A 22,586-nucleotide genomic window follows, 5' to 3' on the forward strand; every position below is an offset into this window, starting at 1 on the left:
ATGCGTCGCGATACCTTCCTCAAGTCCCTGGCTGCCGTGGCTGCCGTGGGTGCCTTGCCTCTGTCTGCACATGCCGCAGCGGCGATCAAGATGATGATTCCCGCCAACCCTGGCGGTGGCTGGGACACCACCGGCCGTGCCCTGGGCAAGGCCATGCAGGATGCCGGCGTGGCCAGCTCGGTCACCTATGACAACAAGGGCGGCGCGGCGGGCGCCATTGGCTTGGCGCAGTTCGCCAACGCCAGCAAGGGTGACCCCAACGCGCTGATGACGATGGGCGCGGTGATGCTGGGCGGCATCATCACCGGCAAGCCGCCGGTGGGCCTGGACAAGGTCACCCCCCTGGTGCGCCTGAGCAGCGAGTACAACGTGTTCGTGCTGCCGGCCAACTCGCCTTTCAAGACCATGAAGGACGTGGTGGACCAGCTCAAGAAGGACCCCGGCAGCGTGAAGTGGGGCGGCGGTTCGCGCGGCTCCACCGAGCACATCGCCGCAGCCATGATCGCCCGCGAAGTGGGCGTGGACCCTGCCAAGATCAACTACGTGGCTTTCCGTGGGGGCGGTGAGGCCACCGCCGCCATCCTGGGCGGCAACGTCACCGTGGGTGGCAGCGGCTACAGCGAGTTCGCCGAGTACATTGCCGCCGGCAAGATGCGCGCTGTGGGCGTGACGTCTGCCACGCGCCTGAAGGGCGTGAACGTGCCCACGCTCAAGGAGCAGGGCATCAACGTCGAGATCGGCAATTGGCGTGGAGTGTATGGCGCGGCGGGCATCACCCCTGCGCAGCGCAAGGAGCTGATCGACGCGCTTTCCAAGACCTACAAGCACAAGGCTTGGCAGGACGCCATGGAAAAGAACGGCTGGACGCCCGCGTGGCTGGCTGGCGACGAGTTTGCCAACTTCGTGGACGCCGAGTTCGCCAGCCTGCGTGCCACGATGGCCAAGTCCGGAATGATCTGACCGGCGTTCTCGGACCGGTCGCACGCCCGGGGCTGAGGTACGGCGCCACCGCCGTCGCCCCGGGCGCTGCGCAATCCAGGGCTGCATCGGCCCTGTCGCTCTTTTCGCGGGACCAAAAACATGACACAACATTCCTCTCGCTCCACGGGCCTCCAGACCGTGGTCGGAGCGGGCATCCTGCTGCTGGGCTGCCTGCTGGCCTGGGGCGCCACCTCCATCAGCTCCGAGGCGGGCTATGGCGGCGTAGGCCCCAATTTCTTCCCCTGGGTGGTGGCCATCGTGCTGATCATCTGCGGCGCTCTGTCCGTCATTCATGCCCGTACGGGCGGTTTTCGTGAGCTGGAAGAGGCTTCGGGCGATGGGCAAGCCCACTGGAAGGGCTTTATCTGGGTGTCGGTCGGCCTTCTGCTCAATGCCTTGCTGATCACATCGCTCGGTTTCATCCTGAGCTGCGCGCTGTGCTTCGTGCTCGCGGTGCGGGGCTTCAAGAGCTCGGAAGGCACGCTCGACCTGAGCCCCAAGGCCTGGTTCAAGGACCTTTTCATCGGTGTGGCCGTGGCCGCGCCGGTGTTCTGGATGTTTACCCAACTGCTGGCGATCAACCTGCCCGGCCTCACGAACACGGGATGGCTGTAAAGCCAGCACGACACCATGGATACCTGGAACCTCCTGCTGCAGGGCTTCATCACTGCAGCCACTCCCATCAACCTGATGTGGGCCTTCGTGGGCTGTGTCATCGGCACCGCCGTGGGCGTGCTGCCGGGCATCGGCCCCGCAGTGGCCGTGGCCATGCTGCTGCCCATCACCGTCAAGGTCGAGGCCACCGCCTCGATGATCTTCTTTGCCGGCATCTACTACGGCGCCATGTACGGTGGCTCCACCACCTCCATCCTGCTCAACACGCCGGGTGAGGCGGGCTCCATGGTCACGGCCATGGAGGGCAACAAGATGGCCAAGAACGGCCGCGCCGGGGCGGCGCTGGCCACCGCGGCCATCGGCTCGTTCGTGGCGGGCACCATCGCCACCGTGCTCGTGACCTTCTTCGCCCCCGTGGTGGCCGAGTACGCCGTGCGCCTGGGCCCGCCCGAATACTTCATGCTGATGGTGCTCGCCTTCACCACCGTGAGCGCGGTGCTGGGCAAGAGCACGCTGCGTGGCATGGTGGCACTGTTCGTCGGCCTGGCCCTTGGCCTGATCGGCATTGACCAGCTCACCGCCCAGGCCCGCTACACCGCCGGCGTGCCCGAGCTGATGGACGGCATCGAAGTCGTGCTGATCGCCGTGGGCCTGTTCGCCGTGGGCGAAGCGCTGTACAACGTGATGTACGAAGGCAAGACCGACGAGACGCAGAACAAGCTCACCAGCACGCACATGACCAAGGAAGAGTGGCGCCGTTCGTGGCCCGCCTGGCTGCGCGCCACGGCCATCGGCTTTCCCTTCGGCACGGTGCCTGCGGGCGGCAGCGAGATTCCCACTTTCCTGAGCTATGCCGCTGAAAAGAAGCTCAGCAAGCACAAGGAAGAGTTCGGCACCACGGGCGCCATCGAAGGCGTGGCGGGCCCCGAGGCCGCCAACAACGCGGCCATCACGGCAACGCTGATCCCGCTGCTCACGCTGGGCATCCCCACGTCCAATACCACCGCCATCCTGCTGGGCGCGTTCCAGAACTACGGCATCCAGCCCGGCCCGCAGCTGTTCAGCAGCAACGGTGCGCTGGTGTGGGCGCTGATCGCGTCGATGTACATCGGCAACGTCATGCTGCTGATCCTGAACCTGCCGCTGGTGGGCCTGTGGGTCAAGCTGCTCAAGATCCCCAAGTCGTACCTGTACGCTGGCATCCTGGTGTTCGCCACGCTCGGCGTGTATGGCATGCGCCAGAGCGCGTTCGACCTGGTGCTGCTGTACGCCATCGGCCTGCTCGGTGTGGTGATGCGCCGTTTCGATTTCCCATCGGCTCCCGTCGTCGTGGGCATGATCCTGGGGCCGCTGGCCGAAGCGCAGATGCGCAACGCAGTCGCCATTGGCGAAGGCAAGTGGACCATCTTCTTCGAGCGTCCTGGCTCGCTGACACTGATGGTGATCGTGCTGGCCGTGCTGATCCTGCCCCGCGTGGCACGTCGCTGGGCGGCCCGCAAGATGGCGTTGGCGCAAGCCTGAGTCCGGCGGCTGCTACGCCGGCACTCGCCAACAAAAAAACCGCGCCTTACAGCGCGGTTTTTTGATGGGTCAGCAGCAATGTCATTGCAAGCCAGACACCGAAAGCCCTGACGCCTCTCGATACCCTCCCCACCAGGTGGCTTGCTCAACGGGTGCTGATTCTACCATAAAATGCGAATAGTTCTTATTTGCAAAGGTGGTGCATGCATTCACTTCCGCAGGAGTTTCTGGCGCTGTGCCGCCAACTGGGCGACGCGCAGCAGCGCTGCAGCGCCGCCATCGCCTCCCAGGCCGCGCAGATCGACGCCTTGACCGCCGAGGTGGTGCGGCTGCGCGGCGCAGTCGTCCTGCGGGATACGCGCCTGGCCATCGCCAGGGAAGAACTCGCGCAGTTGCAGGCCGCAAGCCCCGGGTTGCCCCATCGCAAGGCCATGGCGCGGCACATCCGCCAGCTGGCAGAGCGCATCACGGCCTTGTCGCGCGAATGCCTGCGCTGGCGTCAGGCGGCCTCCGCCGTGGCGCAAGGGCCGGCGGCGGTTGCTGCGCGTTCGGTGCCGCGACCGTGGGCAGCGGCGCCATCGATGAGCATGCAGCCTGCGCACCTGGCTGCCCGCAACGCGCCGATGCCGGTGGAAGCCGGTGATTCGGCTCTGGACGCCAACCTCGCTGCAGCCGACCTCGTGATCTGCCAGACCGGCTGCATCAGCCACGACCAGTATTGGCGTGTGCAGGACCACTGCCGCCGTACCGGCAAGCCCTGCATCCTGGTGGACCAGCCACTGGCCGCGCGCGAGGCCGAGGTGTTGTCGGCCATCCAGCCCATGGTGGTGCTGCGGATGACACGCTCGCAACCAACAGCAAGCATCGATGCAGAGGGTTCGGCGCTTGCGGCTCCGGATGAAAAGGCCTTCTAGCGACTGAAAAACAAAGGCTTGGCGCTATTAATTATGTAGCAAATTGCGTCGCTTGCGGGGTGGGTGCATCGCCGCCATACGCCAACCGGCACCGTGCCGCCACGCTACCATCCGCGCATGCCTTTGCTCACCGATGACGCCCCCGCTCTGCCGCTGGACGCCCAGGGCATCCTGGAACTGGCGGCGCGTTCCATGTTCCAGCTGTTCTCCAGCGTCAGCCAGGGCATGTTTCTGGTGGACCGCAGCGGGCGCATCGTGTGGGTCAACGAGGGGTACCAGCGCTTCTTGCCCGATCTGGGGTTCTCGTCGGTCGACCAGTTCGTCGGCCGTACGGTGGAAGAGGTGATCCCCAACACCCAGATGCGCCGCGTGCTGGAGACCGGCCAGCCTGTGCTGATCGACCTGCTCACCAACAAGGCCGGCACCTTCGTGGTCAGCCGCATCCCGTTGCGTGACGATGCTGACCGCGTGATCGGCGCCATCGGCATCGTGCTGTTCGACCACCCCGAGACCACGCTGCAGCCGCTGATCAGCAAGTTCGCGCTGCTGCAGCGCGACCTGGACGACGCCCGGCGCGAGCTGGCCAGCCAGCGGCGGCGCAGCCTGGCGGTGGCGGGCGACGGCGAGCGGCGGTCCAAGTACACCTTCGCCAGCTTCATTGGGTCCAGCCCTGCAGCCGCCGAGGTCAAGCGCCAGGCGCGGCGCGCGGCGCAGTCGCAAAGCCCCGTGCTGCTGCTGGGCGAGACGGGCACGGGCAAGGAGCTCTTGGCCCACGCCATCCACGCGGCGTCGAGCCGCGCGGGCGGCCCGTTCGTCAGCGTCAATATCGCCGCCGTGCCTGATACCTTGCTGGAGGCCGAGTTCTTCGGCGTCGCCCCCGGCGCCTACACCGGGGCCGACCGCAAGGGCCGCGACGGCAAGTTCAAGCTGGCCGATGGCGGCACGCTGTTCCTCGACGAGATCGGCGACATGCCGCAAAGCCTGCAGGCCAAGCTGCTGCGCGCCCTGCAGGAAGGCGAGATCGAACCCCTGGGCTCCAACAAGCTCGTGCCCTTCAATGTGCGCATCCTGGCAGCCACCTCGCGCGACCTGGCCGCGCTGGTGCGTGAGGGGAAGTTCCGCGAAGACCTGTTCTACCGCCTGCACGTGCTGCCCGTGCGCGTGCCGCCGCTCAGGGTGCGGCGCAGCGACATCCCCGCGCTGGTGGAGGCCTTGGGCGAAGACCTGGCGCTGCGCAACGGCACCCCGCCGCCTGAACTGCTGCCCGACGCGCTGGCCTTGCTGGCGGGCCAGCCCTGGCGCGGCAACATCCGCGAGTTGCGCAACGTGCTGGAGCAGGCTGTGATGCGTTCGGACTCGCAGTCCATCGACGCCGCGCAGCTTGAGCGCGTGCTGCGTGAGGCCGGTGTGGAGCCCGCCGCGCCGGTGCAGGACACCACCGCCGTGGTGGTCGAGGACGAATCACGCTACCTGCGCCCTCTGGCCGAGCAGGTGGCCGAGTTGGAGCAGCGGGCCATCCACGCTGCCATGAAGGCCCATGGCGGCAACAAGTTGGCCACGGCCCGGCAATTGGGCATCTCGCGCGCCACGCTCTATGGACGTCTGGAAAACCCTGAATAAAAATCAGGCAAATGTCTGAAATTCAGGCAAATTGACTGTATCAATTTCAGGCAATGTTTCCGTGGCGTTTCAAAAACTTTCTTCAAAATCAACAGCTTGTGCCTTGGCACGAACTGTGCAATGTTCAGGCATCAACACAAAGGAGACATCGCCATGCACCGTCGCACCCTGGTCGCCCTCGCTGCCGCCGCAGTCACCGCAGCGGCCACGCTGTCCGCCCCCGCGTTCGCCCAGACTTCCGGCGAGATCCGCATCGCCCACATCTACAGCAAGACCGGCCCGCTGGAGGCCTACGGCAAGCAGACGCAGACCGGCCTGCTGATGGGCCTGAACTACGCCACCGGCGGCTCCATGACCGTCAACGGCAAGAAGCTCGTCGTGATCGAAAAGGACGACCAGGGCAAGCCCGACCTGGGCAAGAGCCTGCTGGCCACCGCGTACTCGGATGACAAGGCCGACATCGCCGTGGGCCCCACGGCATCCGGCGTGGCGCTGGCGCTGCTGCCAGTGGCCGAGGAATACAAGAAGATCCTGCTGGTCGAGCCCGCCGTGGCCGACTCGATCACTGGCGACAAGTGGAACAAGTACATCTTTCGCACCGGCCGCAACAGCAGCCAGGACGCCATCTCCAACGCCGTGGCGATCGACAAGGAGGGTGTGACCGTGGCCACGCTGGCCCAGGACAACGCCTTCGGCCGCGATGGCGTGAAGGCCTTCAAGGATTCGATCAAGAAGGCCAAGCTTTCGCACGAGGAGTACCTGCCCGCCGCCACCACCGACTTCACCGCCGGTGCCCAGCGCCTGATCGACAAGCTCAAGGACCAGCCCGGCCGCAAGATCATCTGGATCGTCTGGGCGGGCGCCGGCAACCCCTTCAAGATCGCCGACATGGACCTGAAGCGCTACGGCATCGAGATTGCTACCGGCGGCAACATCCTGCCCGCCATGGCTGCGTACAAGAACTTCCCCGGCATGGAAGGCGCCACGTACTACTACTTCGGCATCCCCAAGAACCCCGTGAACGAAGCCATGGTGGCCGCGCATTACAAGGAGTTCAAGACCCCGCCGGACTTCTTCACCGCTGGCGGCTTCAGCTCGGCCATGGCGCTGGTCACCGCGCTCAAGGCCACGGGCGGCGACACCAACACCAACAAGCTCATCAAGACCATGGAAGGCATGAGTTTCGACACTCCCAAGGGCAAGATGACCTTCCGCAAGGAAGACCACCAGGCCATGCAGAGCATGTACCACTTCAAGATCAAGGTGGACCCGGCCTTCGCCTGGGGCGTGCCCGAGCTGGTGCGCGAGATCAAGCCTGAAGAAATGAACGTGCCCATCCGCAACAAGCGATAGGCGCGACCACACGCGTTAGCGTGGCCTGGCGCGGGGCCTCTTCATGGCCCGGTGCCAGGGTTCATCCCGCAGGGGCGGCCGCCCCTTTTTTTCCAAGTGAATTGATGCATGAACCCCTGGGTCTACACAGGGGCTGGGTCGGTTTTTCTCAAAATTATTTGGAGACAAGACAACATGGCTTTCAATTTCATCCGGGCGGCTGCAGCAGGGGCTGCTTTGGCACTGTGTGCATCGGGCGGCGCGCAGGCTGCGGTCAACCTCCCCGCGCTCAAGATCGACAAGACACAGACCACCGTGTCGGGCCTGTCAGCGGGCGGGTTCATGGCCGTGCAGCTGCACGTGGCGTACTCGGCGACCTTCGCCAAGGGCGCTGGCGTGGTCGCTGGCGGGCCGTTCTACTGTGCGGAAGGCTCCATCGTCAACGCCACCGGGCGCTGCATGGCCAGCCCTGCGGGCATTCCCACCAGCACCCTGGTGAACACCACCAACACCTGGGCGGGCCAGGGTCTCATCGACCCGGTGGCCAACCTGCAGAACTCCAAGGTCTACCTGTTCTCCGGCACGCTCGACAGCGTGGTCAAGACCGGCGTGATGGACGCGCTGCGCACCTACTACGGCAGCTTCGTGCCCGCGGCCAACGTGGTCTACAAGAAGGACATCGCAGCAGAGCACGCCATGGTCACCGACGACTACGGCAACGGCTGCTCCACCAAGGGCGCGCCCTACATCAGCAATTGCAACTTCGACCTGGCCGGTGCCATGCTGCAGCACCTGTACGGCAGCCTGAACCCGCGCAGCAGTGCCGCGCTGCCCACCGGCAACTTCGTCGAGTTCAACCAAAGCCAGTTCATCACCAACCACGGCATGGCCACCACCGGCTGGGCTTACATCCCGCAGGCCTGCCAGGCCGGCGGTACGGCCACCTGCAAGCTGCACGTGGTGCTGCACGGCTGCAAGCAGAACATCAGCGACGTGCAGCAGCAGTATGTGCGTAACACCGGCTACAACCGCTGGGCCGAGACCAACAACATCGTGATGCTGTACCCGCAGACCAGCACGGCTGCCACCAACAGCTGCTTTGACTGGTGGGGCTACGACAACGCCAACTACGCCAAGAAGTCCGGCCCGCAGATGGCGGCCATCAAGGCCATGGTGGACCAGGTCTCCAGCGGCGGCACGACCAACCCGCCCACCAACCCCGCATTGCCCGCCCCCACGGGCGTGAGCACCTCGGGCGCCACGGCCAACTCCATGGTGGTGGGCTGGAGCGCTGTCTCGGGCGCGGCCAGCTACAACGTCTACCGCAATGCGAACAAGGTCAACGCGCTGCCGGTGAGCGGCACGAGCTACACCGACACCGCCCTGGCAGCCTCCACCACCTACAGCTGGACGGTGCGCGCCGCCGACGCCAACGGCGCCGAGGGCGCTGCATCGGCCGCCGCAACGGGCACCACGCTCGCTGCACCGGGAGGTGGCGCCACCTGCACCACTGCCAGCAACTACGCCCACACCATGGCCGGCCGGGCGTACGTGTATGGCGGCTACACCTTCGCGCTGGGCTCCAACCAGAGCATGGGGCTGTGGAACATCTTCGTGAACAACACCTTGAAGCAGACCAGTCCCAACTACTACGTCATCGGCACATGCCCTTGACCATGCGCTGAACACCGCGCGCTCTGTCCATGTCAGGGCAGGGCGCGCGGTACCCCTGAAAGACGACGACCGTGAAAGTGACGCACTACCCATGAGCACCTTGTCCACCAAGGACTTGACCATCCGCTTCGGCGGCCACGTGGCGGTCAACGCCGTGACCTGCTCTTTCGAGCCCGGCACGCTGACCGCCATCGTGGGCCCCAACGGCGCGGGCAAGACCACGTATTTCAATCTCATCTCGGGGCAGTTGCGCGCCACGGCGGGCAGCGTCACTCTGGGCGGGCAGGACCTCACGGGGCAGTCGGTCTCGGCGCGCACACATGCGGGCCTGGGCCGGGCCTTCCAGCTCACCAACCTGTTTCCCAACCTCAGCGTGCTGGAGAACGTGCGCCTGGCCGTGCAAGCCACGCAGGAAGGCAAGCACCGCCGCGGCCTGAACCTGTGGAGCATCTGGAGCGACCACCGCGACCTGACCGACCGCGCCCGCGCCATCCTGCAGGCCGTGGCCATGCTCGACCGCCAGGACACGCCTGTGGCGAGCCTGCCGCACGGCGACCAGCGCAAGCTCGAAGTGGCGCTGCTGATGGCGCTGGAGCCGCAGGTCTACATGTTCGACGAACCCACGGCCGGCATGAGCCACGACGAGGCGCCCGTGATCCTGAACCTGATCCGCGAGCTGAAGAAGGACAAGACCAAGATCATCCTCCTGGTGGAGCACAAGATGGACGTGGTGCGCGAGCTGGCCGACCGCATCATCGTGCTGACCAACGGCACGCTGGTGGCCGACGGCGTGCCCGCCGAAGTGATCGCCTCGCCCGTGGTTCAGGAAGCCTATCTCGGCGTGACGAAGGAGGCGGCCGCATGACAAGCACCCACAACAACACGGGCAATCTGCTCGAACTCAAGGGTGTTCACACCCACATCGGCGCGTACCACATCCTGCACGGGGTGGACCTGGCCGTGCCCAAGGGCCAGCTCACCATGCTGCTGGGCCGCAACGGCGCGGGCAAGACCACCACGCTGCGCACCATCATGGGCCTGTGGCATGCGTCGCAGGGCACGGTCCACTTTGCGGGCCGCGACATCACCGCGATGAACACGCCCGCCATCGCGGGCCTGAACATCGCCTACGTGCCCGAGAACATGGGCATCTTCGCGGACCTCACCGTGAAGGAGAACATGCTGCTGGCCGCCCGCGGCGCCAAGAATGCCGCGCAGATGGACACGGCACGGCTTGAATGGATCTTCAAGCTGTTCCCGGCGGTGGAAAAGTTCTGGAACCACCCCGCCGGCAAGCTCAGCGGCGGCCAGAAGCAGATGGTGGCCGTGAGCCGCGCCATCGTCGAGCCGCGCGACCTGCTCATCGTGGACGAGCCCAGCAAGGGCCTCGCGCCCGCCATCATCAACAACATGATCGATGCGTTCGACCAGCTCAAGAAGAGCGGGGTGACCATCCTGCTCGTCGAGCAGAACATCAACTTTGCCAAGCGGCTGGGCGACACCGTCGCCGTGATGGACAACGGCCAGGTGGTGCATGCAGGCAGCATGGCCGCGCTGGCGCAAGACGAGGCATTGCAGCGGTCGCTGCTGGGGCTGGCACTATGAAAAAGACCCGGAATTTCAAGCATTTTTGTGCTCTGGCGCTTGATGGTAAAGCGCTGGTAGCTATCGAAATAGTAGCGGTCGCGCTGGCACAAGCGACCTGCCAAGGAGGTGCGGCATGAGCATGGCCCGCGACTTCGACTGGAAGCCCCTGGCGCTGGTGCCGGCGCTCGCGCTGCTGGTACTGCCCTTCATCGGCTCGCCCAGCACCTGGCTCACGCTCACCGTGGCGGGCCTGGCCATGGGCATGATCATCTTCATCATCGCCTCGGGCCTCACGCTCGTGTTCGGGTTGATGGACGTGCTCAACTTCGGCCACGGCGTGTTCATTGCGCTCGGTGCCTTCGTGGCCACCAGCGTGCTGGGTGCGATGGGCGACTACACGCAAAGTGCCGACCTGTGGCGCAACCTGATGGCCGTGCTGCCCGCCATGGTGGTCGCCATGGCCGTGGCGGGCGCCGTGGGCCTGGCGTTCGAGCGCTTCATCGTGCGCCCCGTGTACGGCCAGCACCTGAAGCAGATCCTCATCACCATGGGCGGGATGATCATCGGCGAAGAGCTGATCAAGGTGATCTGGGGCCCCGCGCAGATCCCCCTGCCGCTGCCCGAAGGCATGCGCGGCTCGCTGCTGGTCGGTGATGCCGCCATCGAGAAGTACCGCCTGGTCGCGGTGGCCGTGGGCCTGCTCGTCTTCGGTCTGCTGGCCTGGACGCTGTCGCGCACCAAGGTCGGTTTGCTCATCCGCGCCGGCGTGCAGGACCGCGAGATGGTTGAAAGCCTGGGCTACCGGATCCGCCGCCTGTTCATCGGCGTGTTCGTCGTGGGCTCGGCCCTGGCGGGCCTGGGCGGGGTGATGTGGGGCCTGTACCAGCAGAACGTGATTCCGCAGATGGGCGCCCAGGTCAACGTGCTGATCTTCATCGTGATCATCATCGGCGGCCTCGGGTCCACGGGCGGCGCCCTCATCGGCGCGCTGCTGGTGGGGCTGATGGCCAACTACACCGGCTTTCTGTTGCCCAAGGTGGCGCTGTTCTCCAACATCGCCCTCATGGTCGCGATCCTGCTCTGGCGCCCGCAAGGCGTCTACCCGGTAGCGAACAGATGACTCCCCCCCGTTGCTTGCTCACTGCGTGTAGCCGCATACCCCCTCAAGGGGGCGGCACCCCTGGCCCGGCGAAGCCGGTTCCACGGTGCCACTGGCATGCGTCCGGTTGCGGCGCTTGCGCCGCGCGCCTTTTCAGGCTTGGTCCCAACACACAACAGGCATCCGTATGCTGAACCGACTTCTCTCTGGCGACTACCCGCGCAGCAAGGTGCTGGCGGCGATCCTCGTGGCCATCTTCCTCGGGCTGGCGTTCGCGCCCTTCCTGTTCCCGGGCGTCAAGGCGCTGTCCGTGGCGGCCAAGGTGCTGATCTTCGTGGTGCTGGTCGCCAGCTTCGACCTGCTCCTGGGCTACACCGGCATCGTGAGCTTTGCGCACACCATGTTCTTCGGCATCGGGGCCTACGGCATCGCGGTGGCCACCACGCGCATGGGGCCCACCTGGGCCGCGCTGGGCGTGGGGCTGGGTGGCGCGCTGGTGCTCTCGCTGCTGCTGTCGCTGGCCGTGGGGCTGTTCTCGCTGCGGGTGCGCGCCATCTTCTTTGCCATGATCACGCTGGCCGTGGCGGCGGCGTTCCAGACGCTGGCCTCCCAGCTGTCGGACATCACGGGCGGCGAGGACGGCCTGACCTTCAAGGTGCCCGAGTTCCTGTCGCCCAGCTTCGAGCCGTTCGACGATCCGTTCCTGGGCGTCGCCATCGACGGCCGCCTGATTTGCTACTACCTGCTCTTCGTGGTGGCCGTGGCGCTGGTGCTGGCGCTGCTGCGCATCGTGAACTCGCCGTTCGGCCGCGTGCTGCAGGCCATCCGCGAGAACGAGTTCCGCGCCGAGGCCATCGGGTACCGCGTGGTGGTGTACCGCACCACATCGAGCGTGCTGTCGGCCCTGTTCGCCTGCTGCGCGGGCGCCATGCTCGCGCTCTGGCTGCGCTACAACGGGCCGGACACGTCGCTCAGCTTCGAGATCATGATGGACTGCCTGCTCATCGTCGTGATCGGCGGCATGGGCACCATCTACGGCTCGGCCATCGGTGCCGTGCTGTTCCTGGTGGCACAAAGCTATCTGCAGGACTTGCTGCGTCTGGGCAGCGAGGCCGCTTCGGGCCTGCCCTGGCTGGCCGGGCTGCTGTCGCCCGACCGCTGGCTGCTGTGGCTGGGCGTGCTCTTCGTCCTCTCGGTCTATTACTTCCCCACCGGTGTGGTGGGGCGCCTGCGTGCGGCGGCGGCACGGAAGGCCTGAGAACAACCCCCCCGACAGCACCGATGTGGGTGGGCACCCGCGGGAGCCGACGTGGGTGAGGTGTGGGATCGCTGTGCAAAGACATCAAGACAAAACAGGAGACAAGCACATGGTGAAGATGAGCATCCAGGGGCGCCTGCGCCCCTTCGTCCCCGCAGCCTTGGCTGTGGCAGTCCTCGCCGCCTGCGGTGGCAGCGACAGCGACAACCAACCGCCCGCCCTCAACACGAGGCCGGCGTACTTGGGCGCGATCAGCGAAACCACCTATGACGGGTCCAGCAACGACCTGCTCACCGCCGGCCTCGGTGCCACAGGCCTGGCCGCAGCGCTGCCACCTGCCTATGCCGACCCGCTCAAGCCCACTGCGGCCGAACTGCGCCGCACGGCCATCCACACCAACTACCGCGCCATGCTCGACATGACCGCCGCGGGCGGCTATGGCCTGCTGTATGGCCCCAACGTGGACGCGCAGGGCAAGGTGACGTCGGGCGAGGGCAAGGTGGCGGGCACCGAATACATCGCGTTCGCCGACGATGGCTCCGGCCGCAAGAACGTCACCCTCATGGTGCAGGTGCCCACCAGCTTCAACCCGGCCAAGCCCTGCATGATCACCGCCACAGCGTCCGGCTCGCGCGGGGTGTATGGCGGCATATCCACCGGTGAATGGGGCCTCAAGCGCGGCTGTGCCGTGGCCTACTCGGACAAGGGCACGGGCGGCGCGCCCCACGACCTGCAAAACGATACCGTGCCCTTGATCGACGGCACGCGCGCTTCCGCGTCCTCTGCAGGCAAGAACGCGGCGTTCAATGCAGGCCTCTCGGCCAGTGAACTGGCGGCCTTCAACACCGCAACGCCCAACCGGTTTGCCTTCAAGCACGCACACTCGGGCCAGAACGCAGAAAAGGACTGGGGCACCACCACGCTGCAGGCCGTGGAGTTCGGCTACTACGTGCTCAACCAGCGCTACGGCAGCACCGACGCCGCAGGGCAGCGCCTGAAGACACTCACACCCGCCAACACCATCGTCATCGCGTCCAGCATCTCCAACGGCGGCGGCGCCGCCATTGCAGCGGCCGAGCAGGACACGCAGGGCCTTATCAGCGGCGTGGCTGTCTCGGAACCCGCGCTGGAACTGCCGGCCGACCCGGGCGTCACCGTGCGCCGCGGCAGCGCCGATGTGGCCGTGACCGGCAAGACCCTGGTGGACTTCACCACCTATGCCAATCTCTACCAGGCGTGCGCGTCGCTCGCGCCTTCCGTCAGCACCAGCCCCTATGCAGCAGCTTTTGCCGCAGGGTTTGCCAGCGCGGCGCTGCCCATCGCCCCCAATCGCTGCGCGGCGCTCAAGACGGCCGGGTGGCTGACATCCACCACCACAGCCACGCAGGCCGAAGAAGCGCTGCAAAAGCTGCGCGCCTACGGCTGGGAGCCCGAGTCGAACGACCTGCACGCGTCGCTGGCTGCGTTTGAAGTCGCTCCCGCCGTGGCCGTGACCTTTGCCAACAGCCTCTCGCGCGCGAGCGTGAAAGACCATCTGTGCGGCTTCAGCTATGCGGGCGCTTCCGCCACCGGAGTGGTCGCACCCCTGGCGCAGGCCGCGCTGGCAGGCATGTTCGCCACGGGCAACGGCGTGCCACCCTCGGGCGGCATCCAGCTCGTCAACAACCAGGGCAAGCTCGGCCCGGCGCGGGACTTCCTGTCGGTGTCCGATTCCGGAGCGGCCGACTGGAACACGCCCGGCGCGCTGTGCCTGCGCCACCTGGTCACCGGCACCGATGCCGCGGCCAAGAAGCTGCAGGCCGGCGTGGACGAAACCCGCCGCAGCGGCAACCTGCGCGGCAAGCCCGCCATCATCGTGCACGGCCGCGCCGACGCGCTGCTGCCCGTGAGCCACACCTCGCGCCCCTATGCCGCGCTCAACAGGAAGGTCGAGGGCGCGGCCAGCAAGCTCAGCTACGTGGAAGTGGCCAACGCCCAGCACTTCGACAGCTTCATCGGGTTGCCCTCCGTGCTGCCCGGCTATGACAGCCGCTACGTGCCGCTGCACGTGTACCTGAACCACGCGCTCGACGCGGTGTACGAGCACCTGGCCAACGGCAAGGCACTGCCCGCCAGCCAGGTGGTGCGCACCGTGCCGCGCGGCGGCACGCCGGGTGGCGCGCCCGCCATCACCGCGGCCAACGTGCCGCCGCTGGCGTTGATGCCGGTGGCTGCCAACGCCATCGCCATCACCGCTGGCGCCATCACCGTTCCCGACTGAGCCCACGGAGTTTCGCAATACCACGCCAGTCCAGCCCACTGGTGAGCGCCAGGGTCCGCCCCCCGCGCTTGCCGCCGGGCGGGGCGGGCCACAACTTCAAGGGGATCAACAAGATGGATCAGTTCAATGCATGGGGCCGCCGCATGGTGGCGGCGTTGGCAGTGGCGGCCGGCATCGCCGCCGCGATGCCGGCGCATGCGGCAGAGATCGTGGTGGGGCAGGTGGCACCGCTGTCGGGTGTGCTGGCCAGTACCGGGGCGCAGATGGTGCTGGGCGGCAAGATCTACTTCGATTGGGTCAATGCCCAGGGCGGCGTGCACGGTGCGACCATTCGCCAGGAGGTAGCGGACGATGCCTACAAGGTGGCTGATACGGTGCGGTTGACGCGCGGCATGCTGGCGCGTACGGATGTGGTGGCGCTTTACGGCTTTGCCGGCACTGCCAACATCACGCAGCTGCTGGCCGACGGCGTGCTCGAGCAGGGCGGTGCTGCGCTGGTGGCGCCGTACACGGGCGGCGAATCCCTGCGCAGCCCGTTCAACCCCTGGATCTTTCATGTGCGTGCCGGTTATGTGGACGAGACCGAGCACATGGTGCAGCAGCTCACCACACTGGGCATGAACCGCGTGGCTGTGATGTACCAGGACGACGGTTTCGGCAAGGCGGGCCTGGCCGGGGTCGAGGCAGCGTTGGCCAAGCGCGGCCTCAAGCTCGTGGTGGCGGCCGGCTACGAGCGCAACACCGACCAGGTGGAGGACGCCGTCAAGGCCATCAAGGCAGCCGATGTGCATGCGGTCATCATGATCGCCATCAACAAGCCTGCCGCCGCGTTCATACAGCGCTACCGCGAGCAGGGCGGCGGTGCGCAGCTGTACAACATCTCCGTGGTGGACCCGACCGAACTGGTCAGGCTGGCGGGCATCAAGAACGCGCATGGACTGGGCATCAGCCAGGTCGTGCCATACCCCTATCGGCCGCAGTTGCCGGTGGTGCGCGAGTACCAGTCGCTGCTCAAGAAGTACGCGCCCGAGGCAGAGGTCAACTACACCAGCTTCGAGCAATTCCTGGGCGCCAAGGTGCTGGTGGAGGCATTGCGCCGCGCGGGCCCCGCTCCGTCACGCGCACGCGTGGTCAAGGCCCTGGAGTCGCTGCAGAGCTACGACCTGGGCGGCATCACGCTCGGCTACTCACCCACCAACCGCATCGGCTCGCGCTATGTCGAGGTCACGGTCATCGGCAGCAACGGCCGCCTGATGAAGTAGCGCGCCGCTGTCGTCCCTGTTTCTGCTCTCCTGTTCCCAAAGGCTGCCACCATGAACCCCCTTTCACGCTACGCCACCTGTGCCGGCTATGAGATCCATTACACGGAGTGGGGCGCACTCGATGCGCCGGTGGTCATTGCCTGGCACGGCCTGGCGCGTACCGGGCGCGACATGGACGATCTGGCTGCACACCTGGCGCCACGCTTTCGCGTGATCTGCCCCGACACCATCGGCCGGGGCCTGAGCCAGTGGGCGCGCGCACCGCAGGACGAGTACCGCCTGTCGTTCTATGCGCGCATCGCGGCCGACCTGTTCGATCAGCTCTCCATCGAGAAAGCCCACTGGGTGGGCACGTCGATGGGCGGGGCGATTGGTACCGTGTGCGCCTCGGGCCTGTTCGAGCCGCGGCTCAAGGGGCGCATCTCCAGCCTCCTTCTCAACGACAACGCGCCCCGCCTGGCCGAAGCGGCGCTGGAGCGCATCAAGGCCTATGCGGGCCACCCGCCGTCCTTCAGCACCGTGCAGGAGCTGGAGGCCTTCTTTCGTCAGGTGTACCAGCCCTACGGCTGGCTCAGCGACGCGCAGTGGCGCCGCCTGACCGAGACATCCACACGCCGCCTGCCCGACGGCCGCGTGACGCCGCACTATGATCCGGCCATGGTGCAGCAGTTCACCCACCACACGAACGACTATCTCATCTGGGACCACTACGACGCGCTGGACATTCCCGTGCTGTGCCTGCGCGGCGAAGAGTCCGACCTGGTGTTGCGCGACGTCACGGCCGAGATGCTGACGCGCGGCCCCGGTGCGCGTGGCCAGGCCCAGGTGGTGGAGGTGGCCGGTTGTGGCCACGCACCCGCGCTCAATGTGCCCGCGCACTATGCGCTGGTGGACAGGTTCCTGGTGCACGGCGTGCAGGATCCTGGCCCCGGAGAGCACGCCTTCGCGCGGTCTGCCGGCGGCGCGGGACTGCACTCCAAGGCCCCGGTGCAATACCGCGCGCCGTCCCACCTGCAGTGGCCCTGATGGTCTGCGTCGCCGCTGTACTGCCATGAAGAAGCTGCTGGCGCTGACCGCCTCGCACCTGCTGGTCCTCGCGGTCGGCTTTGGCGCGGGGGTGTACGTGCTGCCCATCCTCATCGCACCCGCAAGCCCCACGCAGCAAGACATACAGCCCAGCGCATCCACCGCGCAGTGGACCGCCACGCTGCGCCGCGACCTGAAAGGCAGCGATGCACTGCACTGGGGCGAAGGCACGGTCTACGTCGGCCCGCACAGCATCAGCCTGCAAGGCAAGCTGGCGCCCGGCCCGGACTACAAGCTCTACCTGTCGCCCGAGTTCGTAGAGACCGAGGCCGACTTCCAGCGTGTCAAGCCCCAGATGCTGCGCCTGGGCGACATCAAGACCTTCCACAACTTCATTGTCCCGGTCCCGCACGGGGCGGACCCCGCCCGGTTCAACACCGTGGTCGTGTGGTGCGAGACGTTCGGCGAGTTCATCTCCGCCGCTCAGTACCGCTAGCGGTGACTCGGGCCATGCCGGCGGCTGCTGCCGAGGTTGAGATTGCGCCTACTGGCCCAATTGCGCCAGCGCAGCCTGCAGGCCCGCCAGTCCGCCCACGCGCTGGTCGTTGATGAAGATCTGCGGCATTTGCCGCACCGAAGGGCCGCACTTGGCGTAGAACGCCAGGCGCTCGGCCTCGTCATCGATCTTGATTTCCTCGAAGGGCAGGGCGCGCGATTGCAGCAGTTTCTTGGCGGAGTCGCACTGCGGGCAGGCGGACTTGGAATACACGGTGATTTGAAGCGTCATGGGCGCCAGTTTACGGGGAGCACCGGGGCCCCGTACCGCTGCAGCACCGGGGCATCGGTGCGCCGCTTCGCAGGTTCAGCGCCTGAACCGGTCTCCGTTGAAGTACGTGAGTTCCACAAAGTCCGTACCGTTGTGGTCCTGCGGCCCGTAGCGCAGCTCGAAGCCGCCCATGTCGTAAGGCCGCATCGAGTGCAGCGCCTCCATGAGCTTCTCACGCGATGCAGCGCGCCCTGCGCGGCGCAGCGCCTCGATCATGAGGCGGCCGCTCACATAGCCTTCGAGCGACGAGTATCCGGGTGCGCTGCCCTCCACCCGCTTGAGCGCTGCCTGGTAGGCCTTCACCAGCGGTATTGCCACGCTGTCGGGATTGGGTACCACCTGTGCCACCGTGATGCCCTTGGCGGAATCGCCCAGCGCTGCCAGCAGGGGCCGCGAGCCCAGAAACGAAATCGAAAATGCAGGCGCCTTCACGCGGGCTCGCAAGGCCTTGTAGAACGGAATACCCATCGCACCCACCGACAGCGAGGTGAGCGCAGTGGGCTGCCACGCAGCAATCTCGTCCACGGCACGGGCAATGCCCTCGGGCGTCTCGTTGACGAGGAACGCCTTCCACGCCGTATTGCCATGGGCCCTGGCCGCAGCGTCGAATGCGGCCAGCGTTGCCTTGCCAAAGGGGTTGTCGAAGTACGCCACGGCGCACTTGGTGAACCCGGTGGAGCCCAACTGCTGCACGATCTTGTTCAGCTCCTGCGCATAGCTGGCGCGCGCGTGGAACACCAGCGGGTTGAAGGGCCGCAGGGCATCGGACCCCGTGGCTGGCGCTATGACCGGCACCTTGGCGGCCATGGCCACCGGCAGAGCACCCATCACGCTGGTGGTGCCGCCGCAGCCCAGCAGCGCGAAGGCGCGCTCCTGCTCGACGAGTTTGCGGGCGTTGTCGGTGGCCTTGGCCGGGTCGCCGCCGTCGTCGATGCTGATCAGTTCCAGCTTGCGCCCGTCCGCGCCGCCCTTGTCGTTGGCCTCGATGAAAGCCGCGTGGATGCCCTTGTTCATCTCCACGAATGGAAACGCCAGCGGGCCGGTCAGTGCCGCCGTCTGGCCGATCCGCCAGGGCTCGGCAGGCTGGGCGTGTACCCAGGCGGGCAGCGTGGCGGCGGTTGCCGCCGCTGCAACGGTCAGCATGCGGCGCCGCGTGGGCAACGGGGCCGGCGTGGGGCGGGTCGGGCTGGGCATGGGCAAGTCTCCTGTCGTTGTGATCCTGGGCCGGCACACAGCACAGATCCGCGCGGCAGGGGCGAGTTCGCAGTGTTGGCAGGGCGGCCAGTATCGACGGAGGCCTTGCCGGTGCTTTTGGGGAAAACACTGTCAGAGGCGGCCGTATCGTCACCTTGGAGACTGACGCGGTCCCCGCGCGGCACCGTGCCGCAAGCGCGGCAGTGTCAGCCGGGCTCCGCCAGCCCCTGCGCCAGCGCTTCGAACACCACGCGTATGCGGCGCGAAGTGCGCAGCTCGCGATGCGACACCAGCCAGATTGGAAACCGCACCGGCGGAACGTCGTTCAACACCTGCACGATGCCCGGTGTGTCGCGCGCGATTTCGTCCATCATGGCACCGATGCCCAAGCCTTGGCGCACCAGCGCCCAGTGCGCCGTCGAATGGTCGGCATAGCAGGTGAAGTTGCTCTCTTCGAGTGCCAGCCCATGTTGGCGAAGATACGCGAGATATTGACCTGCACGGTCAGACCCCACAAACGGCAGAAGGGCCGCGTCCTGGGCAGTGCGCGGGTGGCCATGTCGTTGGACCCAGGCGGGCGAGGCATAGAAGTTCGCCTGCGCGTCGCGCACGAAGCGGGCTATCAAGTCCGGCTGTTCCGGCTTGACATGGCGGATGGCAATGTCTGCCTCGCGCCGCAGCAGATCGCTGAGCGCGTTGGACGAAATCACCTCTATCGCAATGCCAAGCTCTTGGCGGTGCAACTGCTCTATCAAGGGCGGCAGCAGGTAGGCCGCCACGGCATCGGTGGCCGACACCGAGACCACCCCGCCCACCGCCTGCGAGCGTCCGCTGGCCGCCAGTCCCAATGCCTGGGCTGCGGCGCCCATGGCGCGCGCATGCTCCAGCAGGTCCAGCCCTGTGGGCGTGAGTGCCATGGATTTGCCCACGCGCTCGAACAGGGTCACGCCCATGTGCTTCTCGATGGCTGCCACCTGCCGGCTCAGCGTGGGCTGGGACAGGCCCAGTTTGCGGGCTGCTGCCGACAGCGAGCCGGTTTGCGCCGTTTCGAGAAACGCTTTCAGCTGATTCCAATCCAGATCGCTCATGCGTAAATGTATATGCCCGCTGCGATTTGTCGCAATTTACTGCACGCTTGTGCATGCATAGCATCCGGTTGCTCATTCCTTGTATTGACGTCCCTGACTGCCTGCATCCATGCCTGCTCCTCAATCTGCCCCAACGCCCTGTGCCGCCACGCCCGGCGATTCAATGAACGCTGCGGTGCCCGCGCTGCAAAGTTTGCCGGGCGCGCATGAAAAGGCGCGGTTCTGGGACCGCATCGCCGCCAGGTACGCCGCCGACCCGATCGCGGATCTGCCCGGATACGAAGCTACATTGCGGCGTGTACAGGGCCTGCTCGATGCCCGGCACGACGTGCTGGAGATCGGCTGCGGCACCGGCAGCACCGCCTTGCGCCTGGCACCCTTCACCCGGCGGCTGTTGGCTACCGACATCTCTGTCGAAATGATTGCCATCGCGCGACAGAGGCTGGCCAGCCAGCCCACGCCGCAGTTGAGTTTCGCTGTGGCGGATGCGGATGCCCCTGTATCTGGCCGGGGAACGCATGACGTGGTGATGGCCTTCAACATGCTGCATCTGGTCGGCCATCTTGACCAGGCGTTGATGCAGGTGTGGCATGCCCTGCGGCCCGGGGGGCTGCTGATCTCCAAGACAGCGTGCCTTGCCGAGATGAACCCGCTCATCCCGCACCTTGCCGTGCCGCTCATGCGTGCCATCGGCAAGGCGCCTGCGGTGCTGTGCTTCAGCCAGACCCAACTTCAGTCGGCCATGGTCCGCCAGGGGCTGGAGGTCGTCTGCAGTGAACGGCACGGTACGCGCGGCAAGGACATCCGAGCCTTCGTGGTTGCCCGAAAACCGGGTTGACCTGCCGCCACACACATCGCCCCCTTTGCTCACGCACCGAATGCGCTCCCTGGAGGCCGCAGGGGGCTGCCTTGCCTGCTCAAACCTAACCCACCATGAAAGCACCCATGAAACTCCCATCCCTGGCCCCTGTGGCGCGTTTTTCCTCTGCGGCAAAGCTTGCGTCTTTTGCTGCGGCTGCACTGCCCCTTCTCGGCGGTTGCGCATCCACCCTTGACGAGGGCGGCCTGGAGCAGCGCACTGCGCAGGCCGTTGGCCGGCCCGCAGGCCAGTTCTCCATCACCGATCGCCACGAGGAATCCGGTGGCCGTCTCAACTACACCGTCAACACCCGCGACGGCTCGACTTTCCGCTGCTATCTGTATGGAGCCACGGGCTTTCAGAAGGCCATGAGTTTTGGCCAGACCCCGCATTCGGATGCTGTTTGCACTGCGATGGTCGGCAGCGCCGCAGGCAACAACAGTCGCAGTGGCATTGGCAGTGCCAACCCCAGCCGCAGCGACGCCAATGCCCCCACCTCTGCCCCCGCCACGGCCCCTGCGGCAGCGCCGCAACAGCGTGACCGCGCCGCGGCCAAAGACTGCAACGCCTTGCTGCGCGCCGCGGGGCGGTGCTGAGGCTGCATGGCGGGGTTTCACGGCCCATCCGGCCGCCGCAGCGATTGACCGTGTCCCTGGGGCGTAGGCTGTGCGGCGGACCCCGTCGCACAGCAGGGCGGACGCTCTTGCACCACCGCTCACCCATAATCGCAGCAGCCCCCTGACCGTGCCGCAGCCCCCGATCCACCCATGGCCACACACCAGCCCCGCGCCCAAACTTTGCGCCTGCTGCTGGGCGACCAGCTCAACCCCCAGCACAGCTGGTTTGCCGAGCACGATGCCGGCGTGGTCTACGTGCTGATGGAAGTTCGGCAAAAGACCGACTACGTGCTGCACCACGCGCAAAAGATCCTGGCCATCTTCGCCGCCATGCGCGACCTGGCCCGCCAACTGCGCGAGGCCGGCCACCGCGTGCGCTACGTCGCCATCGACGACGCCAGCAACCGCCAGTCCCTGCCCGGCAACCTGGCCGCGCTCATGGCGCACTACGGCGCGCAGCGCCTGCAGTACCAGCACCCCGACGAATGGCGGCTGGACGAGCAACTGCGAACCTGGGGCGACGAGCAAGCCTTTGCCGTAGAGGCCATGGGCAGCGAGCACTTCTACACATCCCGCACCGAACTTTCCGACCTCTTCCAAGGCCGCCCGCAGTGGCTCATGGAGCACTTCTACCGCCGCATGCGCCAGCGCCACGGCGTGCTGATGGACGACGTGCGCGAGCCCGAAGGCGGCCAATGGAACTACGACCACGACAACCGCAAGCCCTGAATCGCCCCGGTTTCTGCGGAGGCTGTTTGGTTTAAGTCAGCCCACTTCCACAGTGGCCTGACTGGCGAGTTGCCGGTAGTAGTTTGCCTCAGCCTCAGCAGGCGGGATGTACCCGATGGGTTCG

Annotated in this window: 21 protein-coding genes and 1 pseudogene; 19 read left to right on the forward strand and 3 right to left on the reverse strand. The window is 66.4% G+C overall.

The annotated features are described in order from the left end of the window. The 16 genes from KW835_RS17410 (at nucleotide 1) to KW835_RS17480 (ending at nucleotide 17,645) form a co-directional block, all read left to right on the forward strand. Nucleotides 1–960, forward strand: a complete 960-nt coding sequence (locus tag KW835_RS17410; protein WP_218384645.1) for a tripartite tricarboxylate transporter substrate binding protein — start codon at nucleotides 1–3, stop codon at nucleotides 958–960. Nucleotides 961–1,080: 120 nt separating this feature from the next. Further along, nucleotides 1,081–1,596, forward strand: coding sequence for a tripartite tricarboxylate transporter TctB family protein (locus tag KW835_RS17415; RefSeq protein ID WP_218384647.1), 516 nt, complete (start codon nucleotides 1,081–1,083; stop codon nucleotides 1,594–1,596). 15 nt (nucleotides 1,597–1,611) lie between these two features. After that, nucleotides 1,612–3,117, forward strand: a complete 1,506-nt coding sequence (locus tag KW835_RS17420) for a tripartite tricarboxylate transporter permease (RefSeq protein ID WP_218384654.1) — start codon at nucleotides 1,612–1,614, stop codon at nucleotides 3,115–3,117. Between the two features lie 203 nt (nucleotides 3,118–3,320). Further along, nucleotides 3,321–4,031, forward strand: a complete 711-nt coding sequence (locus KW835_RS17425) for a DUF2325 domain-containing protein (protein WP_218384656.1) — start codon at nucleotides 3,321–3,323, stop codon at nucleotides 4,029–4,031. A gap of 117 nt (nucleotides 4,032–4,148) precedes the next feature. Beyond that, on the forward strand, nucleotides 4,149–5,651 hold the full coding sequence (locus KW835_RS17430) for a sigma-54-dependent Fis family transcriptional regulator (RefSeq protein ID WP_218384661.1): 1,503 nt from the start codon (nucleotides 4,149–4,151) through the stop codon (nucleotides 5,649–5,651). A 153-nt stretch (nucleotides 5,652–5,804) separates the two neighbouring features. Continuing rightward, nucleotides 5,805–7,004, forward strand: coding sequence for a substrate-binding domain-containing protein (locus tag KW835_RS17435; RefSeq protein ID WP_218384663.1), 1,200 nt, complete (start codon nucleotides 5,805–5,807; stop codon nucleotides 7,002–7,004). A gap of 174 nt (nucleotides 7,005–7,178) precedes the next feature. Next, nucleotides 7,179–8,657 (forward strand): PHB depolymerase family esterase, encoded by a 1,479-nt coding sequence (locus tag KW835_RS17440; protein ID WP_218384664.1) that lies wholly within the window; start codon nucleotides 7,179–7,181, stop codon nucleotides 8,655–8,657. 91 nt (nucleotides 8,658–8,748) lie between these two features. Beyond that, entirely contained in the window at nucleotides 8,749–9,522 is a 774-nt protein-coding gene (locus tag KW835_RS17445) for an ABC transporter ATP-binding protein (protein ID WP_218384666.1), read from the forward strand. After that, entirely contained in the window at nucleotides 9,519–10,262 is a 744-nt protein-coding gene (locus KW835_RS17450; protein WP_218384667.1) for an ABC transporter ATP-binding protein, read from the forward strand. The genes KW835_RS17445 and KW835_RS17450 overlap by 4 nt, the downstream gene beginning before the upstream one ends. Beyond that, entirely contained in the window at nucleotides 10,259–10,381 is a 123-nt protein-coding gene (locus KW835_RS26890) for a hypothetical protein (protein WP_255593610.1), read from the forward strand. Before KW835_RS17450 ends, KW835_RS26890 begins: the two co-directional genes overlap by 4 nt. Next, nucleotides 10,378–11,364, forward strand: coding sequence for a branched-chain amino acid ABC transporter permease (locus tag KW835_RS17455; RefSeq protein ID WP_218384669.1), 987 nt, complete (start codon nucleotides 10,378–10,380; stop codon nucleotides 11,362–11,364). Before KW835_RS26890 ends, KW835_RS17455 begins: the two co-directional genes overlap by 4 nt. Nucleotides 11,365–11,530: 166 nt before the next feature. After that, on the forward strand, nucleotides 11,531–12,601 hold the full coding sequence (locus KW835_RS17460) for a branched-chain amino acid ABC transporter permease (protein ID WP_218384670.1): 1,071 nt from the start codon (nucleotides 11,531–11,533) through the stop codon (nucleotides 12,599–12,601). A 109-nt stretch (nucleotides 12,602–12,710) separates the two neighbouring features. Further along, on the forward strand, nucleotides 12,711–14,861 hold the full coding sequence (locus KW835_RS17465; protein ID WP_218384679.1) for a D-(-)-3-hydroxybutyrate oligomer hydrolase: 2,151 nt from the start codon (nucleotides 12,711–12,713) through the stop codon (nucleotides 14,859–14,861). Between the two features lie 113 nt (nucleotides 14,862–14,974). Continuing rightward, nucleotides 14,975–16,123: an ABC transporter substrate-binding protein gene (locus tag KW835_RS17470; protein WP_218384681.1), complete on the forward strand. Its 1,149-nt coding sequence runs from the start codon at nucleotides 14,975–14,977 to the stop codon at nucleotides 16,121–16,123. 51 nt (nucleotides 16,124–16,174) lie between these two features. Next, entirely contained in the window at nucleotides 16,175–17,149 is a 975-nt protein-coding gene (locus KW835_RS17475; RefSeq protein WP_218384683.1) for an alpha/beta fold hydrolase, read from the forward strand. Nucleotides 17,150–17,174: 25 nt separating this feature from the next. Continuing rightward, nucleotides 17,175–17,645 (forward strand): DM13 domain-containing protein, encoded by a 471-nt coding sequence (locus KW835_RS17480; protein ID WP_218384685.1) that lies wholly within the window; start codon nucleotides 17,175–17,177, stop codon nucleotides 17,643–17,645. Nucleotides 17,646–17,693: 48 nt separating this feature from the next. Here the strand turns inward: KW835_RS17480 and KW835_RS17485 are convergent, their stop codons facing one another. From KW835_RS17485 to KW835_RS17495, 3 genes are all read right to left on the reverse strand, one after another. Then, on the reverse strand, nucleotides 17,694–17,936 hold the full coding sequence (locus KW835_RS17485; RefSeq protein ID WP_218384687.1) for a glutaredoxin: 243 nt from the start codon (nucleotides 17,934–17,936) through the stop codon (nucleotides 17,694–17,696). Nucleotides 17,937–18,011: 75 nt separating this feature from the next. After that, on the reverse strand, nucleotides 18,012–19,169 hold the full coding sequence (locus KW835_RS17490) for an ABC transporter substrate-binding protein (RefSeq protein ID WP_218384689.1): 1,158 nt from the start codon (nucleotides 19,167–19,169) through the stop codon (nucleotides 18,012–18,014). A gap of 206 nt (nucleotides 19,170–19,375) precedes the next feature. Continuing rightward, a complete protein-coding gene (locus KW835_RS17495) occupies nucleotides 19,376–20,257 on the reverse strand; it encodes a LysR family transcriptional regulator (protein WP_218384690.1) in 882 nt (293 codons plus the stop codon). 109 nt (nucleotides 20,258–20,366) lie between these two features. Between KW835_RS17495 and KW835_RS17500 the strand changes: the two genes are divergently transcribed. The 3 genes and pseudogenes from KW835_RS17500 to KW835_RS17510 form a co-directional block, all read left to right on the forward strand. Further along, nucleotides 20,367–21,095, forward strand: a complete 729-nt coding sequence (locus tag KW835_RS17500) for a class I SAM-dependent methyltransferase (protein WP_255593611.1) — start codon at nucleotides 20,367–20,369, stop codon at nucleotides 21,093–21,095. 107 nt (nucleotides 21,096–21,202) lie between these two features. After that, entirely contained in the window at nucleotides 21,203–21,712 is a 510-nt protein-coding gene (locus KW835_RS17505; RefSeq protein WP_218384692.1) for a hypothetical protein, read from the forward strand. A gap of 171 nt (nucleotides 21,713–21,883) precedes the next feature. Continuing rightward, a pseudogene (locus tag KW835_RS17510) lies at nucleotides 21,884–22,459 on the forward strand (cryptochrome/photolyase family protein); the annotation flags it as partial. Between the last annotated feature and the right edge of the window lie 127 nt (nucleotides 22,460–22,586).

Origin of the sequence: Acidovorax sp. sic0104 (genome assembly GCF_019219095.1) — a bacterium.
Taxonomy (GTDB): domain Bacteria; phylum Pseudomonadota; class Gammaproteobacteria; order Burkholderiales; family Burkholderiaceae_C; genus Acidovorax.